Source organism: Streptomyces sp. NPDC047061, assembly GCF_040643955.1.
Taxonomy (GTDB): domain Bacteria; phylum Actinomycetota; class Actinomycetes; order Streptomycetales; family Streptomycetaceae; genus Streptomyces.
Map to the genome: position 1 here is coordinate 1 of NZ_JBEYVI010000082.1, position 15,690 is coordinate 15,690.

The window sequence follows — 15,690 nt, forward strand, 5'->3', positions numbered from 1 at the left end:
CGTCGCTGGTGCGGGAGCTGCCCGGGCGGCGGTTGGCGCTGTTGGACGAGGCGGTGGCGGTGGCGTCGGCCCTGGACGCCGCGAATCCGTACCGGACCAAGGTGCTGGCGAAGGCGTTTGCCGCCAGGCGGGAACTGCTTGAGGGGCGGCAGGCAGAGGGGATGTGAGACAGGTGCCCGTGCGCCGCAGGCGGCCCTGCGGCGCACGGAAGGACTCGGAGGCTTACGGCGGGCATGGAGGGCCCGCGTGGTGAGCGAGGTGTGCGCGAAGTCGTCGGCGGCGACCGGCTGAACGCGCCGGGGCGTCGTCGGCGCCGTGGGCCGGCATCCCGCCCGCGCGGCGACATGGTCATCAGCCGCGTGCGGTACGAGTCCGTAAGTTGTCAGGTGGCCCGAGAGGGCCGGATCCCTTGCGCCGGTGTCGCCCTTGCAGGAGTTGCGGAGTCTCCCTCTCGGATCCGGGCTGGCTGCGGTGTGGTGCGCTGGTTGTCCACGCGCGGGCCTGTGCGATGGCGAGGCAATGGCTCGGTAGTTGCACGCACTTGGCGCAGGCCTCGCGTTTCTCCAGTTGTTGCGAGTCAGGACGTTGGTGGCGTGAGTTGCCGGCAGATCAGCTGGTGAGCAAGTTGTGCCGTCGCGAGCAGGTCCTCGCGAGCCGTGTCGATGTTGGACCGCACTGACAATCCGTGCCAGACGGATTGGATGAGCCCGGTCAGGACCGTTGCGTTGGTGCCCGCGGCCAGTTCCCCGTCCTGGATCGCTCGTTCGATGCGCACGAGGAGGGCCTGCTCGTTCGAGCTGTGCAGTTCGGCGACGTAGGCGCTGGTATCGAGCGTGCTCGTGCTGTCGGTCATCACGGCGCTGCTGATGAGACATCCGGGATGCGTGTCGCTCGGCTGGGTGAACTCGTGGACCGAGTCGGTGAGGATGCGTTCGATGACCGTCTGGAAGTCCTTCTCGGCGACAGCCTGTTGGTAGATCTCGCGGTAACGCTCGGCGTAGGTCCGCACCGCTTCCTCGAACAGTCCGGCCTTGCTGCCGAAGGCGGCGTAGAGGCTGGAGGTGGAAAGCCCGAGGGTCGCGGTCAGGGTGCGGGTCGAGGTGCCGGAGTAGCCGCGTCGCCAGAAGAGGCGAGCGGCGTCAAGGACCGCACGGTCGCGGTCGAAGGCTCGGGGGCGTCCACGGCTGCGTTCGGTCACGCTTGCATTGTAGATCGTTCGCTCCATAATAGATTTATGGAGCGAACGATTCAGAAGAGGCTGTCGGTCGGCAGGGACAGCTGGGTCACGGTCGATGTGTACGGCGAACCGGATGCCCCGAGCCTCGTCGTCGTCCCGGGCGTGATGAGCGATGCGCATACGTGGCGCCGTGTTGCGGGCGCCATCCACGCCTGGCCCTCGGTAGTAGTCGTCAACCGCCGGGGACGTACTTCCTCAGGGCCGTTGACCAACTCGTACTCACTGCGGGCAGAGGTTGAGGACCTCGGCGTGGTCCTCGACGAGTTCGACAGCACGAGGGCACTCTTCGGCTGGAGCTACGGCGGCTTGATCACCTTGCTGACCGCCAACGATCGCCCGATTCCCCAGGTGATCGCCTACGAGCCGGTGATGCGGCCATTCGGGCGCCATGCACTGCCGGACCTGAAGGCCGCAGCGGAGACGGCGGACTGGGATCGCTGCGTCGAGATCGTCAATCGGCAGATCTCCGGCTTCTCCGCTGCGCATGTCGAGGCTCTTCGGGCCGATCATTACGGTTGGGCGATCTTGCGTCGCTTGAGCGGACCGCTGTACGCCGAACTCGGCGCGCTCAACGCAGCGCTGCCTCCGGATGTGATGGCGCGACAGGCAGATCAAGTCGACCTGATCATCGGCCAGTGCAACCGCCGAACAGCCCCCTACGGAACGTCGTTCGACAACGTGCGGCAGCACGTCGCTCACGCCGGAGTCCATGAACTCCCCGGCCAGGGCCACCTGGCCCACATTCAGGCGCCGGCAGAACTTGGCCACCTGCTCAACAACCTCGCCGCCATCTGATGGGCACCCACGCCAACGCACCTCACGTGTCCCTGGTCTCGCTTGCGCTGGTCAGGCAGTGGCGGAGGTGACGGTCGTCGTGCGTCTGGTGAGGAGCCGGCGCCGGGGTTGGTGGGGCGCGAGGTTGCCGAACTGGACGTCCCAGCGGCCGTGCCGGCGGGTGAGGAAGACTGCGCACAGGGGCGGGATGGTGAGGTGCCAGAAGGCGCGTGCGGGTATGGCGAGTGTGTCGATGAGCAGAGCCCGGATGACGGCCGCTTCGGTGATGGCGAGCGTGTGGTCGGTGTGCGGTGTCATGCTGCCGAGCCAGTTGGCCGACCGGTGGCACAGCTGTCGCAGGGATTCTCCGTCGTGCGGGGTGGCGTCCGGGTCGGTGAGCCAGGCGGTGAATCCGTCGGGGTCGGTCGCGGCGATCTCGGCGGCGGTGTGACCGCTCCATCTGCCTATGTCGAGGTCGCGCAGCATGGGCTCGGGTGATGCCGTGAGACCCATGGCGTCGGCGGTTTCCGAGCAGCGGATCGAGGGTGCCCGGACGGCCGACTCGCGGGGAGAGAGCACTGCTCTCGCGGCGCCTGCCATGCGCATGCTGTCCCCGCTGAGATGGGCGTCGCCGAGGAGCGGATCCAGAGTGGGGTCACCGCCGGGCGCGCACAGGAGCGTCAGGTCGTTCGGCATGGGACCTCCCTCTTTCCTGGCCGGGCGTGGCCTCGGGCGGTGCGTACGGCTGCCGGCGGGCTGCCGGCGCGTCGTGCCTTACGTGCTCCACGGTCGGTGCAGGCCCCTGTGCGGCACCATCCGCCAGATGTCCGAAACCACCCCGCCGACCGGCCGGCTCGTCCCGGTGGCCCGAGCACCCCGAGGCTCGGCCCGACCCCCGCAACAGGCCCCGCAACAGGCCCCGCAACCGGCCCCGCCCCGCATCCGCCCTCTGGATCCAGCCCCTGTCCGCCCTTGGGCCTCAGGACACCCCATGACCTGCCCGGCCACCGCGACCGCCGATCACCCGATCACCCGACCACCGGCTCCAGCTACCACTACCGCCTTGCGCCGCCGACGGGCTCATCGCAAGTCGGCGTGTAGTCCGGCGCCGGTCCCGGCCGTCGAGCAGCCGTACCAGCCCCGGTCCTGAGCGGCCGCATGCACGCCGGCCGTGGGCACCGAGCACCGCGCAGGACCGCCGGCGTCGCCCGCCTCGCCGTCGTGACGGCCGCCATCACCGTGATCACCGTCCGTCACCGGGCGGCCTGGCGCGGGCCCGCCGATCCTCCCGGCGGTGTAGCGGGCTACACCTCGCATCCGGGAGAGCGCACCCTCGCCGCGCCGGGCGGCTCGCGGAAGGCTGGGAAGCGGAGACGGACACCTCCCCGAGCATGCCCCGACCAGGGCGGGCTCCCTCACGCAGGGGCGGTCCCCGGTCCTCCGTCCCTTGCCGAACCCCTGATGCGGAGGCTTCCCCCGTCATGGCAACTGTCCTTTACCACCTGGGCCGCACGGCCTTCCGCTGGCGATGGTTCGTCACCGTCCTGTGGTTGGCGGTGCTGGGCGCCGTCGGATTCGCCGCCGCCAAGGCGCCCGCGGCCGCCGATGAGGGCTTCACCATGCCGGGGATCGAGTCGCAGAAGGCGTTCGACCTGATGGAGAAGCGCTTCCCGGGCGCCGCCGCGGACGGGGCGAGCGCCCGGATCGTCTTCATCGCGCCGAGCGGCGAGAAGGTCACGGCCGCCGGCAACAAGAGAGCGATCGAGAAGCTCGTCGACGAGGCCGGCGACGGCAACCAGGTCGCCGCCGTGGTCGACCCGTTCCGGGCGAAGGCCGTCAGCACGGACGGCAGGACCGCCTACGCGACTGTATCCTTCAAGGCGAAGGCCGACGACCTCACCGACGCGAGCAAAGTCCACCTGGAACGGGCCGTCGAACAGGCCCGGGGCTCGGGTCTCAGGATCGAGGTCGGCGGCGACGCCCTTGCGGCGAAGCCGGCTGCGGGCGGCAGCGCCGAGGCCGTCGGCATCGCCATTGCCGCCGTCGTGTTGCTGATCACCTTCGGCTCGCTGGCCGCTGCCGGTCTCCCGCTGCTCGCCGCGATCATCGGCGTCGCCGTCAGCATGACCGGGATCATGGCCCTGTCCGAGACCTTCGGACTGTCGGAGAACACCGGGACCCTCGCCACCATGCTCGGTCTGGCCTGCGGCATCGACTACGCCCTGTTCGTCGTCTCCCGCTACCGAGAGGAGCGTGCCAAGGGCCACGCGCCGAGAGAGGCTGCGGGCCTGGCCGTCGGCACGGCCGGTTCCGCGGTCGTCTTCGCCGGTCTCACCGTCGTCATCGCCCTGGCCGGTCTCTCGGTGGTCGGCATCCCGATGCTCACCAAGATGGGCCTGGCCGCCGCCGGCGCTGTGCTGGCGTCGGTGCTGATCTGCCTGACCCTGGTCCCGGCGATCCTCGGCTTCTGGCCGAACGCGGTACTCGCGCGCGGCGCGCGCCGGAATTCCCGCCGCCACCGCAGTAAGCAGGCGAGGACCGAGAACGGCGGCTCCCGCTGGGCCAGGGCCGTCGTACGGTTCCCGCTGCCCGTGCTCGTGCTCTCCGTCGTGGGTCTCGGTGCCTGCGCGATACCGGTGATGGATCTCCAGCTCGGCATGCCCGGCGACGAGGCCAAGCCCACCTCCACCACCGAGCGGCGCGCCTACGACGCCCTTGCCGACGGCTTCGGTCCCGGTTTCAACGGCCCCCTGACCATCGTCGTCGACGCGAAGGGGGCCGGCGCCCCGAAGGCGGCCGCGGCGGCTGTGGCGGCTGTCTCGAAGGACATCGCCGGCACCGAGGGCGTTGTCTCGGTATCCCAGGCCCGGTTCAACGAAGCCGGGAACACCGCGGTGTTCGCCGCCACCCCGGCCACCAGCCCGACCGACGAGAAGACCAAGGACCTGGTCAAGACCATTCGCGACGAACGGCCCGGTATCGAGAAGGACGCCGGGGTCTCCTTCGAGGTGACCGGCAAGACCGCGCTGGACATCGACGTCGCGCAGAAGGTGCAGGACTCGCTGATCCCCTACCTCGTGGTGGTCGTCGGCCTGGCTGTCGTCCTTCTGCTGCTGGTGTTCCGATCCCTGCTCGTGCCGCTCAAGGCCGCCTTCGGGTTCCTGCTCTCGGTCCTCGCGGCCCTCGGCGCGGTCGTCGCGGTCTTCCAGCAGGGCCACGGCGCCGAGCTGCTGGGCGTGGAGTCCACCGGTCCGATCATGAGCATGATGCCGATCTTCCTGGTGGGCATCGTCTTCGGACTGGCGATGGACTACGAGGTGTTCCTGGTCTCCCGGATGCGCGAGGCGTACGTCCACGGCGAGGCGCCCAAGGATGCCGTGGTGTCCGGGTTCCGGCACAGCGCCCGGGTGGTCGTGGCCGCCGCGCTGATCATGATGGCGGTGTTCTCCGGCTTCATCGGCGCCGGCGAGTCGATGATCAAGATGATCGGGTTCGGGCTCGCGATCGCGGTCCTCTTCGACGCCTTCGTCGTCCGGATGGCGATCGTGCCGGCCGTCCTCGCCCTGCTCGGCCACAAGGCCTGGTACCTCCCGAAGTGGCTGTCCCGGCTGCTGCCGGACATCGACGTGGAGGGGGAGAAGCTGAGCCGGAGGATAACCGCCCCGACGGCGCCGGCGGCCGAGGAACAGCACACCGCTGAGCCCGCCGCGACCCGCTGAGAACGGGGGAGGGGCCGTCCGGCCGGACGGCCCCTCCACACGCGCCGGAGCAGGGGCAGCTGCCGCGTGGCCACCGATCGCCAAGGGCGGTCGGGCCACGACGTCGAGGGGTTCGGGGGCGGGAGCAACCGCATAGTCTTTTCGGTGACGACGGAGCCATGCCGACGCACCCGCGCGGCCGCCCACTGGGCTGATGCGAGGATGCCGGCCGACGGCGCGGGTCGCAGGCTGCTCGCCGTCGCCAGTGCTCGTGGCGAAGAAGGGGAAGCGCGGATGGAGCCGTCACGGGGTGACACGGCGGTCTGTGCGGGATCCACCCGGTCCGGACGGCCCCGCGTGACCTCACGGAGCGCGCTCGAACGGCTGGGCTTCGAACTGTTCGCCGAACGCGGCTTCGACGACACCACGGTCGACGACATCGCCGCCGCGGCGGGCATCGGCCGGCGCACCTTCTTCCGGTACTTCGCCTCCAAGAACGACCTCGTGTGGGGTGACTTCGAGGCCCAACTGGTCAGGCTCGAAGCCCTGCTGGCGGCGGCCGACCCGGACAGGCCGATGATGGAAGCGCTGCGTGAGACGGTCGTGGAGTTCAACCGGTTCGACCCGGCGGAGGTGCCCTGGCACCGGCAGCGCATGGCCCTCATCCTGCGCGTGCCGACGCTCCAGGCGGACTCGGCCGTGCGGTACGCGTCGTGGCGTGACCTCGTCACGGAGTTCGCCGCCCGGCGGCTGGGACACCCCGCGTCGGGCCTGCTGCCCCGGCTGATCGGCGGCACCGTCCTGGCTGCGTGCGTCACGGCGTACGAGCAGTGGCTGGCCGACGAGGACGCCGACCTGGGCGAACTGCTGGATCTGGCCGTGCGGCAACTCGCGGACGGATACCGGGACCTTCGCGGGTAGCCGCGCGGCCCGGCGGCGCGGGACCCCGGTCAGGCCGGCGCGCGCCGCAGGGCGTCGGGGCCCCGGTCAGGCCGGCCCTTGCCGCAGGGCGTCGGCGACGACCTCACCGATGAGGACGGCGGTGGCCGCCGGGCCCCTGAGCGGCGGCGTCGGCAGGATGGACGTGTCCGCGACGCGCAGACCGGCGACACCGTGCACCGCGCCGTAGGCGTCGACGGCGGCCCGGGGATCCTCGGCGGGGCCCATCGGTACCGTGCCGCAGGTGTGGTGGGACGTGCCGAGGTGCCCGCGAATCCAGTCGTCGAGATGCCGGTCGTCGCCCAGCACCTCGGCCACCGGCTCCGCGAGTCCAGCGGAGACCTCCGCGAAGTCGGTCGTACCGACCAACTCGGCGGTGACACGGACCACTTCGCGCATCCGCCGCCGGTCCGCCGGCGTCGACAGATAGCCGTAGTCGAAGTCCGGGGGCGTCGCGGGAGCGGCGGACCTGGTGCGCATCCGGCCCGTCAGCCGCGGAGTCTGGACGGAGGCGAGGAACGCGAGCGGAGCGCCGGGCACGGACACCCTGCCGCCGGTCAGGCCGGCCGGCGGGACGAGGGACTGCAGGATCTCCAGGTCACCCGGGTGGGTCCCGTCGGACGACGAGAGGTGCAGCGCGCCGCCGAGCCAGGAACCGACGGGCTCCGGCAGCGGACGCCGGGGCACCCACTCCAGCACCACCTGCGGATGGTCGCCGAACCGCGCCCCGACGGCCGGTGCATCCCTGACCACGGGGATGCCGAGTGACTCCAGGAGGCGGCGCGGCCCGATCCCCGACAGATGCAGCAGGTGCGGGGAGCGCAACGCCCCGGCGCACAGCACGACCTGGCCGCCGGACACCGTCCTGCGGCGCCCGTGCCGCTCGACCACCACGCCGGTCGCGCGACCCCGCTCGACGACGATCCGGAGGACCGTACTGTCCCCCTCCACCCGGAGGTTGGGCCGGTCGGCCGCGCCCAGTAGACAGGCGAGGCCCGTGTTGAGACGCACCCCGTCCACCGCGTTGCACGGCACCGGGCCGAAACCCGGCGCGCCCTGGGCGTTCTTGTCGGGTTCCGCGGGGAAGCCCAGCCGCCGGGCGGCCGCCCGGAACGCGACGGCGGCCGGATGGCCGAGGCCGGTGCGGCGGACGCGCACCGGCCCGCGGTCTCCGTGCAACTCGCCGCCGCCTTCGTCGAGGTCGGTCTCCAGCGCACGGAGGAACGGCAGCATCCGGTCGTACGACCAGGCCGGGCCGCCTACGGCGGACCAGCGGTCGAAGTCCTCCCGCCTGGCCCGGACGAAGTACCCGCCGTTGACGGTCGTCGAGCCGCCCAGAACGCGTCCCCGTACGACCGTGTACGGGCGCTCCGGGGTGAGCCGGACCGCGTACGGCTGGAGGGCGGGGTGTCCGGGCTGTGCGCCGGGCACGAGCCGGGCGTCCAGCAACTCCGGTGCGAACGCCGCCGGATGGGACGGTACCGGGCCGGCCTCCAGCAGCAGCACCGTGCGGTCGGCGTCCTCGCCGAGCCGTGCCGCGAGTACGGCGCCACTGCCGCCGGCCCCGACCACGATGACGTCGGGACGCCTCACCGTTGTCCGCTCCGTGTCGAGGAGTGACGCGGTGTCACGTACCCGTGCGGTGCAGTGCTGGCCATCCGTGTCCTCTTCGCGGCTCTGCGCCTCCGGCGTCTTCACTTTCGGCACTCGGTGTCATTATTCTCGGGACGTCCGATCTGAGCGATGCCCAAGGAGAGTCGCATGAACGAGACGCATGTCATCCCGCCCGTCCCGGCCAGCGAGATCCAGGACGAGGGGACTCCGTCCGAAGGGTCGCTGATCGAAGCCGATGAGCTGATCGAGGAGGTCTCCATCGACGGCATGTGCGGCGTCTACTAGGCGCCGCCGGATGACCGCGATGGACCTCGACCGCGCCTGGGACCTGCATCCGCAGGTCTCGGTGCGACCGGAACCCTTCGGCGCGCTGCTGTACCACTTCGGCACCCGCAGGCTGTCGTTCCTGAAAGACCGGCGGCTCCTTGCCGTCGTCCAGGCGCTCGCGGACGCACCCACGGCCCGCGCCGCCTGCCTGGCCGCGGGTCTCACGGAGCACGAACTGCCCCGCTACGGCCGGGCCCTCGCCGTACTCGAGCAGTCGTCGATGGTCGTCGGGAGGACCTCATGACCGCCACATCCCCGTCCCGGCTGGTCGACCTGTTCGAGCTGGGGCTCGCCGCGCCGATCTGCCTGACCTGGGAACTGACCTACGCCTGCAACCTGGCCTGCGCCCACTGCCTGTCCAGCTCCGGCCGACGCGACCCGCGCGAGCTGAGCACCGCCGAGGCCAGGGCCGTCATCGACGAGCTGGAGGCCATGCAGGTCTTCTACGTCAACATCGGCGGCGGCGAGCCCACCGTCCGCCCCGACTTCTGGGAACTCCTCGACCACGCCACCGCCCATCACGTCGGCGTGAAGTTCTCCACCAACGGAGTCCGGATCACCCCCGAAGCCGCCGAGCGCCTTGCCCGCAACGGCTACGTGGACGTCCAGATCTCGCTCGACGGCGCCACCGCCGACGTCAACGACGCGGTGCGCGGCCCGGGTTCGTACGCCACGGCCGTCAGGGCACTGGAGAACCTCGCCGCCGCCGGCATGCGGAACTTCAAGATCTCCGTGGTCTGCACCCGGCACAACATCCCGCAGCTGGACGCCTTCAAGGCACTCGCCGACCGCTACGGCGCCCAGCTGCGCCTGACCCGGCTGCGCCCCTCCGGACGCGGCGCCGACGTCTGGGACGACCTGCACCCGACGGCCGCCCAGCAACGCGAGCTGTACGACTGGCTGCTGGCGCACGGCGAGAACGTGCTGACCGGCGACTCCTTCTTCCACCTGTCCGCCTACGGCCAGGCACTGCCGGGCCTCAACCTGTGCGGCGCCGGGCGCGTCGTCTGCCTGATCGACCCGGTCGGCGACGTCTACGCCTGCCCGTTCGCCATCCACGACGAGTTCCTGGCCGGCAACGTCCGCGAGCCCGGCGGCTTTTCCGGTGTCTGGCGCGACTCGGCGCTGTTCCGACGGCTGCGCACCCCGCAGCACGGCGGCGCCTGCGCGTCCTGCGCCTTCTACGACACCTGCAAGGGCGGCTGCATGGCCGCGAAGTTCTTCACCGGGCTCCCGCTGGACGGACCGGACCCCGAGTGCGTGCAGGGGTACGGCGCGGAACGGCTCGCCCAGCGTGACACGGCCCGGCTGCCCAAGCCGTCCGGCGACCACTCGCGGGGCCCCGTGGACCTGGTGCTCACCCGCCGTCCTCCGGTGAGCGAGTGCGCCGAGAGCCCCCTGGCCGGGCTGGACCCGACACCCACCGGAAAGGGCCGGACACATGCCTAGGAACCCCTGGTTCGAGACGGTCGCCGAGGCCCGGCGCAGGGCGAAGCGGCGGCTGCCCGGCCCGGTCTACGGCGCGCTCGTCGCGGGCTCGGAACGCGGCCGCACCATCGACGCCAACACGGAGGCCTTCGCCGAACTGGGCTTCGCGCCGCGCGTCGTGGGCCACCACGCGGACCGCGACCTGTCCACGACGGTACTGGGCGTGCCCACCGCGCTCCCCGTGCTCATCTCACCGACCGGGGTACAGGCCGTCGACCCGGACGGGGAGGTGGCCGTGGCCCGGGCCGCCGCCAACCGGGGGGTGATCATGGGGCTCAGCTCGTTCGCGAGCAAGCCGGTCGAGGAAGTGGCCGACGCACAGCCGGACTTCTTCTTCCAGCTGTACTGGAGCGGCACCCGCGACACCATGGTGCAGCGCATGGACCGGGCCAGGGCCGCCGGCGCCAGGGCGCTCATCGTCACCCTCGACTGGTCGTTCTCGCACGGCCGCGACTGGGGCAGCCCCGCCATCCCGGACAAGCTCGACCTCAGGACCGTGCTGCGGTTCGCCCCCGACGTCCTGCCCCGGCCCGGCTGGCTGTGGCGGTACGCCAGGTCGGGCCGCGTCCCCGACCTCACCGTCCCCAACCTGACCGCGCCCGGCGGCGCGGCCTCGACCTTCTTCGGCGCCTACGGCGAGTGGATGCGGACCCCGCCGCCCACCTGGGAGGACCTCGCGTGGCTGCGGGAGGAGTGGGGAGGCCCCTTCCTCCTCAAGGGCGTCTCCCGCGTGGACGACGCCAGGCGGGCGGTCGACGCCGGCGTCTCGGCGCTGTCCGTGTCCAACCACGGCGGAAACAACCTGGACACCACCCCGGCCACCATCCGGCTGCTGCCCGCGATCGCGGAAGCCGTCGGCGACCAGGTCGAGGTCCTGCTGGACGGCGGTGTCCGCCGCGGCGGCGACGTGGCCAAGGCACTCGCCCTCGGCGCCCGTGCCGTCCTGATCGGCCGCGCCTACCTGTGGGGCCTCGCGGCGAACGGGCAGGCAGGTGTCGAGAACGTGCTGGACATCCTGCGCGGCGGACTGGACTCGGCCGTCCTCGGCCTCGGCCACTCCTCCGTGCACGAACTGGACCCCGGCGACCTGGCGATACCGCCCGGCTTCCGGCTGACGCTGGGCGGCGCGGACGTACCGGCGGCCGCCTCGGCGCTCCCGGCCGGCGCCGAGTCCACGGCGGCCTGAGCATGCCAGGAGACGCCGTACCAGGAGACGCCGTACCGCCCCTCCTGGCCGACGCCGTGTGGCCGGCCGTGCCCTCCGGCGCGCTCGTCCTGGTCCCGGTCGGGTCCACCGAGCAGCACGGTCCGCATCTGCCGCTCGACACCGACACCGTCGTCGCCCGCGCCGTCGCCCGGCGCACGGCCGACGCCCTCGCCACCGGACCGTACGGTCCACCGCTGGTGACGCCGGCCCTGGCCTTCGGCGCGAGCGGCGAGCACGCCGGCTTCCCCGGGACCGTCTCGATCGGGCACGAGGCGCTGCGCGCGGTCGTCGTGGAACTGGCACGCTCGCTGTCCCTGTGGGCGAGCCGGATCGTGTTCGTCAACGGCCACGGCGGCAACACGGCCACCCTCGACGGCGCCCTCGCCCTGCTGCGCACCGAGGGCCACGACGCCGTCTGGGCCGGCTGCGAGGCGCCGGGCGGCGATGCGCACGCCGGCCGCACGGAGACCTCCCTGTTGCTGCACCTGGAACCCGAACGTGTCCGCCTCGACGCCGCCGTCGCCGGCGACACCCGCCCGCTGCCCGTCCTCCTGCCGGAGTTGACGGCCCGAGGCGTCCGCGCGGTCTCCGCCTCCGGCGTGCTCGGCGACCCGTCCGGCGCCACGGCCGAGGAAGGACGCCGGACGCTGGCCGCCATGGTCTCCGCCACGCTCCGCGGCATCACCGCCTGGACCCCCGACACCCACGGCCGTCTCACCGACCCCGGGGCCGGTTCACCGTTGACGCTGTCCGCTGCCTCGAATACCCCGAATGCTTCGAAGGGCGTGCGCCGATGACGCTTCCCCTCGGATTCGTCGTGGAGTTGGACCGGCACACACAGGTGGTCGACGGTGGCCGGGCGCTGCTCGGCGGGTTTCCGACGCGGCTGCTCAAGCTGACTCCGCGAGCGCGGCGGCTGCTGACCGGGCGGGCGCTCGTCGTGCGGGACGCGGCCGGGTCGCTGCTCGCGGACCGGCTGCTGGAGACGGGCATGGCGCATCCCGTCGTCGGCTCGCTCCCGGCGCCCGCGGATCCCCGGTACACGGTGGTCGTGCCGGTCCGTGACCGCCCGCGTCAACTGGACCGCCTGTTGCGGAGCATCGGTCCGGGCCGCGCGGTGATCGTGGTCGACGACGCCTCCCGGCAGCCGGCCGCCGTGGCCGCGGCAGCAGCCCGGCACGGTGCGCGCCTGGTAGCCCTCGCCGTCAACGCCGGGCCCGCCGCCGCGCGCAACGCCGGTCTGCGGCTGGTCACCACTCCGTACGTGGTCTTCGTCGACTCCGACATCGTCCTGGACCCGGACACGGTCCCCACCCTGCTCCGGCACTTCGCCGACCCCCGGGTCGCGATGGCCGTCCCCCGCATCACCGGGCTGCCCACCCCGGCCAGGACCTGGATCGAACGGTACGAGAACTCCCGGTCCTCACTCGACCTCGGCGCGCATCCGGCCCCGGTACGGCCCGGCACCCCCGTCTCCTGGGCCTCCTCGGCCTGCGTGGTGGCCCGGGTCGACGCGCTGGGGGCGGGCTTCGACGCGGGCATGCGGGTCGGGGAGGACGTCGACCTGTGCTGGCGGCTGGTGGCGGCGGGGCGCCGGGTGCGCTACGAACCCGCCGTCCGGGCCGCCCACGAACACCGGGTGCGACTGGGGGACTGGCTGCGGCGCAAGGCCGTCTACGGCACCGGGGCGCAGCCCCTCGCCGAACGCCACCCGGACTCCGTCGCACCCGTCGTGTTCGCACCGTGGAGCACGGCGTTCGCCGCCGCGCTGCTCGCCGGGCGGCGCTGGTCGGCACCGGCCGCCGCGGCCGTCCTCGCCGCCGTCACCGTACGCATCGCCCGCAAGCTCGACGGCACGGAGCACCCGTACCGGCTGGCCGTGCGGCTCACCGGCAACGGAGCCCTCGCCACCCTGTCCCAGACCTCCGCGCTGCTGACTCGCCACTGGTGGCCGTTGACGGCCGTCGGGTGTGCGCTCTCCGGCCGGGTGCGTCGCGCCGCCGCGGTCGCCGCCCTGGCCGACATCGCACTGGAGTACCGGCGTGATCAAGCCACTCTCGACCCGGTGCGCTACGGCGTCGCCCGACGCCTCGACGACCTCGCCTACGGCGCCGGAGTGTGGTTCGCCGCCCTCATGGCCCGCTCCAGCGTCGCCTTGCGCCCCCGCGTGACCCGCTGAGACGGTCCAGTCCCGGTCAGCGGAAAGCGCCCGGCCGCCACCCGACCCCTGCCCTGACACTGAGGCATCCCGCCTCCGGCGCCACGCCGCGCGGGCGATGGACCAGTCACCAGGAGGTGGGCGGAGTGACGCATGAAGTGGTCGGCCGTATCGAGGAGTCGGGTCCGGAACTGGCCGCACTCGCCGACGAGAACGAGTCACTCGGCAAGCTGAGCGACCGCACCGTCGAACTGCTGCGTTCCGCCGGAGTCATACGACTGCTGCAGCCCAAGGAGTTCGGTGGTTTCGGCTCTCATCCCCGGGACTTCGCGGAAGCGGTGATGGCGGTCGCGCGGCACGACGGGGCCGCCGGCTGGGTGTGCGGTGTCGTCGGGGTCCACCCGTGGGAGCTGGCCCAGATGGACCCGCGGCTCGCCCACGAGGTGTGGGACGCCGACCCGGACACCTGGATCGCCTCCCCGTACATGCCCAACGGCATCGCCGACCCGGTGGACGGCGGCTATGTCCTCAGCGGCCGCTGGCCGTTCTCCTCCGGCAGCGACCACTGCCGCTGGGACTTCCTCGGGGCGCTCCTCGGGGACGGCAAGGGCAGGCCCGCGGGGCCGATCACCGTGATGCACGTGGTGCTGCCCCGCTCGGACTACCAGATCATCGACGGCACCTGGGACGTCGTCGGCCTCGCAGGCACCGGCAGCAAGGACGTCGTCGTCGACAAGGCGTTCATCCCCGAGTTCCGCACCGTACGGCAGGAAGCTGTCCAGGACGGGGCCGCCGCCGAGGCGATCGGGCTCACCGACACGCTGTACAGGCTGCCCTTCGCCTCGATGTTCCCGCTCGGGATCACCGCGGCCGTCATCGGCATCTGCGAGGGCGCGCTCGCCGTGCACCTCGGCCAGCAGAAGGACCGGGTCGCCGTGACCGGCGTCCAGGTCCGCGACGACCCGTACGTGCTCTACGCGGCCGGCGAGGCCGCCGCCGAGATCGCCGCCTCCCGGGTCCAGCTCATCGACGGCATCAGCCGGCTGTACGACAAGGCCGAGGCCGGCCAGGAGATCACCGTCGAGGACCGGTCGAACGTACGGCGGAACCAGGTCCGGTGCGCCTGGCGGGCCGTCTCCGCGCTGGACGAGATCTTCGCACGGTCCGGCGGCAACGCGATCCGGCGCGGCAACCCGATCCAGCGGTACTGGCGGGACGCGCACGTCGGACTCCAGCACATGATCCACGTGCCCGGCTCGGCGTACCACGCGAACGCCCTGGCCGGGATGGGGCTCGAACTGCCCGAGGCGATGCGGGTCCTGATATGAGGGACGGCGCGGTCCGTGCCCGGGAGGTGGATGTGACCGAGGCCCGCCGATTCCGCGACGTGCTGGGGAACTTCCCCACCAGCGTGGTCGCGATCACCACCGCGGACCCGGAGGAACGGCCGCACGGGATGATCGTCGGCACCTTCACCTCCGTGTCCCTCGACCCGCCCCTGGTGTCCTTCCTGGCCGACCGTTCCTCCACGACCCTGCGGACGATCAGGGCCGCGGGCCGCTTCTGCGCCAACGCGCTCGCGGGCGACCAGGAGCGGATCTCCCGGCGGCTGGCGGCCGGGCCGGCGGGGGAGCGGTTCACGGACACGGCCTGGGCAGTGTCGCCGCTGGGCAGTCCCGTCCTGGACGGGGTCGTCGCCTGGGTGGACTGCGTGGTGGAGCAGGTCGTCGAGATCGGCGACCACCTGCTGGTCGTGGGACGGGTCCACGACCTGGGCGTCGAGTCGTTGAAGACCCCGCTGCTCTTCTTCCGCGGCGGATACGGCGACTACCTCTCCAGCGCGGCCCTGCTGCTGGACAGGCTCGTCGGCTGGGACGAGATCGGCCGGTAGGCACCGGTCGGCAGCAGCCGGCCGGTGGACGCCGGCCGGCCCACAAGGGAGCCGCAGTTGAGAAGAAAAGAAGGAGCCCATCGGCGACTTCGCCCGCGCGGGCCGCACCTACCGCCCCAAGGGTGTGCCGATCACGGCTCCGGACCACGACTTCGTGGACCCCTATACCCCGGTTGCAATTCCGTACGGCGTCTACGACCTGGGACAGGACACCGGCTGGGTGAACGTCGGCACCGATCGCAACACCGCCGCCTTCGCGGTGGTGAAGTTTCCCCGTGATCTTGGACACTCGTCGGTTATGTCGCGAGGGCGTGTTGATGCCGCTGCCTGGTCTCGGCCGGGGTGAGGTAGCCGAAG

14 protein-coding genes and 1 pseudogene are annotated in these 15,690 nt (G+C 72.0%); 12 read left to right on the top strand and 3 right to left on the bottom strand.

Translation table 11 applies throughout. The features are described 5' to 3' along the window. Positions 1 to 577 precede the first annotated feature (577 nt). Positions 578 to 1,198 (bottom strand): TetR/AcrR family transcriptional regulator, encoded by a 621-nt coding sequence (locus tag ABZ887_RS49650; RefSeq protein WP_361306077.1) that lies wholly within the window; start codon positions 1,196 to 1,198, stop codon positions 578 to 580. A gap of 36 nt (positions 1,199 to 1,234) precedes the next feature. Between ABZ887_RS49650 and ABZ887_RS49655 the strand changes: the two genes are divergently transcribed. Continuing rightward, positions 1,235 to 2,032 (top strand): alpha/beta hydrolase, encoded by a 798-nt coding sequence (locus ABZ887_RS49655; RefSeq protein WP_361306079.1) that lies wholly within the window; start codon positions 1,235 to 1,237, stop codon positions 2,030 to 2,032. A gap of 51 nt (positions 2,033 to 2,083) precedes the next feature. On the opposite strand, the gene ABZ887_RS49660 is transcribed toward ABZ887_RS49655, so the two are convergent. Beyond that, positions 2,084 to 2,707 carry a histidine phosphatase family protein gene (locus tag ABZ887_RS49660; protein WP_361306081.1) on the bottom strand — a complete coding sequence of 208 codons (624 nt, stop codon included), beginning with the start codon at positions 2,705 to 2,707 and terminating at the stop codon, positions 2,084 to 2,086. Between the two features lie 785 nt (positions 2,708 to 3,492). Here ABZ887_RS49660 and ABZ887_RS49665 point away from each other — a divergent pair. Then, positions 3,493 to 5,730 (top strand): MMPL family transporter, encoded by a 2,238-nt coding sequence (locus ABZ887_RS49665; protein WP_361306083.1) that lies wholly within the window; start codon positions 3,493 to 3,495, stop codon positions 5,728 to 5,730. A 273-nt stretch (positions 5,731 to 6,003) separates the two neighbouring features. After that, positions 6,004 to 6,630, top strand: a complete 627-nt coding sequence (gene mftR / locus ABZ887_RS49670; RefSeq protein ID WP_361306085.1) for a mycofactocin system transcriptional regulator — start codon at positions 6,004 to 6,006, stop codon at positions 6,628 to 6,630. A 66-nt stretch (positions 6,631 to 6,696) separates the two neighbouring features. On the opposite strand, the gene mftG is transcribed toward mftR, so the two are convergent. Beyond that, on the bottom strand, positions 6,697 to 8,241 hold the full coding sequence (gene mftG / locus ABZ887_RS49675; protein WP_361306087.1) for a mycofactocin system GMC family oxidoreductase MftG: 1,545 nt from the start codon (positions 8,239 to 8,241) through the stop codon (positions 6,697 to 6,699). A 168-nt stretch (positions 8,242 to 8,409) separates the two neighbouring features. Between mftG and mftA the strand changes: the two genes are divergently transcribed. The 9 genes and pseudogenes from mftA to ABZ887_RS49720 form a co-directional block, all read left to right on the top strand. Beyond that, entirely contained in the window at positions 8,410 to 8,547 is a 138-nt protein-coding gene (mftA, locus tag ABZ887_RS49680; RefSeq protein ID WP_361306089.1) for a mycofactocin precursor MftA, read from the top strand. A gap of 10 nt (positions 8,548 to 8,557) precedes the next feature. Then, positions 8,558 to 8,833 (top strand): mycofactocin biosynthesis chaperone MftB, encoded by a 276-nt coding sequence (gene mftB / locus ABZ887_RS49685; protein ID WP_361306091.1) that lies wholly within the window; start codon positions 8,558 to 8,560, stop codon positions 8,831 to 8,833. Beyond that, a complete protein-coding gene (mftC, locus tag ABZ887_RS49690) occupies positions 8,830 to 10,038 on the top strand; it encodes a mycofactocin radical SAM maturase (protein WP_361306093.1) in 1,209 nt (402 codons plus the stop codon). Before mftB ends, mftC begins: the two co-directional genes overlap by 4 nt. Beyond that, a complete protein-coding gene (mftD, locus tag ABZ887_RS49695; protein ID WP_361306095.1) occupies positions 10,031 to 11,263 on the top strand; it encodes a pre-mycofactocin synthase MftD in 1,233 nt (410 codons plus the stop codon). Before mftC ends, mftD begins: the two co-directional genes overlap by 8 nt. Positions 11,264 to 11,265: 2 nt before the next feature. After that, positions 11,266 to 12,081: a mycofactocin biosynthesis peptidyl-dipeptidase MftE gene (mftE, locus tag ABZ887_RS49700; protein WP_361306097.1), complete on the top strand. Its 816-nt coding sequence runs from the start codon at positions 11,266 to 11,268 to the stop codon at positions 12,079 to 12,081. Beyond that, the gene (mftF, locus tag ABZ887_RS49705) at positions 12,078 to 13,463 is read left to right on the top strand and encodes a mycofactocin biosynthesis glycosyltransferase MftF (RefSeq protein WP_361306099.1); all 1,386 of its coding nucleotides are present in this window, start codon (positions 12,078 to 12,080) and stop codon (positions 13,461 to 13,463) included. Before mftE ends, mftF begins: the two co-directional genes overlap by 4 nt. Positions 13,464 to 13,588: 125 nt before the next feature. Continuing rightward, positions 13,589 to 14,770: a hydroxylase gene (locus tag ABZ887_RS49710; protein ID WP_361306101.1), complete on the top strand. Its 1,182-nt coding sequence runs from the start codon at positions 13,589 to 13,591 to the stop codon at positions 14,768 to 14,770. A 32-nt stretch (positions 14,771 to 14,802) separates the two neighbouring features. Further along, positions 14,803 to 15,333 carry a flavin reductase family protein gene (locus tag ABZ887_RS49715; protein WP_361306103.1) on the top strand — a complete coding sequence of 177 codons (531 nt, stop codon included), beginning with the start codon at positions 14,803 to 14,805 and terminating at the stop codon, positions 15,331 to 15,333. A gap of 64 nt (positions 15,334 to 15,397) precedes the next feature. Further along, a pseudogene (locus tag ABZ887_RS49720) lies at positions 15,398 to 15,595 on the top strand (ISAzo13 family transposase); the annotation flags it as partial. Positions 15,596 to 15,690: the final 95 nt, after the last annotated feature.

What these genes read in the sequence shown, in the direction of transcription:
- ABZ887_RS49655 (WP_361306079.1), top strand. Translation starts at nt 1,235, where the DNA reads ATGGAGCGAACGATTCAGAAGAGGCTGTCGGTCGGCAGGGACAGCTGG.
- ABZ887_RS49660 (WP_361306081.1), bottom strand. Translation starts at nt 2,707, where the DNA reads ATGCCGAACGACCTGACGCTCCTGTGCGCGCCCGGCGGTGACCCCACT.
- ABZ887_RS49665 (WP_361306083.1), top strand. Translation starts at nt 3,493, where the DNA reads ATGGCAACTGTCCTTTACCACCTGGGCCGCACGGCCTTCCGCTGGCGA.
- mftR (WP_361306085.1), top strand. Translation starts at nt 6,004, where the DNA reads ATGGAGCCGTCACGGGGTGACACGGCGGTCTGTGCGGGATCCACCCGG.
- mftA (WP_361306089.1), top strand. Translation starts at nt 8,410, where the DNA reads ATGAACGAGACGCATGTCATCCCGCCCGTCCCGGCCAGCGAGATCCAG.
- mftB (WP_361306091.1), top strand. Translation starts at nt 8,558, where the DNA reads ATGACCGCGATGGACCTCGACCGCGCCTGGGACCTGCATCCGCAGGTC.
- mftC (WP_361306093.1), top strand. Translation starts at nt 8,830, where the DNA reads ATGACCGCCACATCCCCGTCCCGGCTGGTCGACCTGTTCGAGCTGGGG.
- mftD (WP_361306095.1), top strand. Translation starts at nt 10,031, where the DNA reads ATGCCTAGGAACCCCTGGTTCGAGACGGTCGCCGAGGCCCGGCGCAGG.
- mftE (WP_361306097.1), top strand. Translation starts at nt 11,266, where the DNA reads ATGCCAGGAGACGCCGTACCAGGAGACGCCGTACCGCCCCTCCTGGCC.
- mftF (WP_361306099.1), top strand. Translation starts at nt 12,078, where the DNA reads ATGACGCTTCCCCTCGGATTCGTCGTGGAGTTGGACCGGCACACACAG.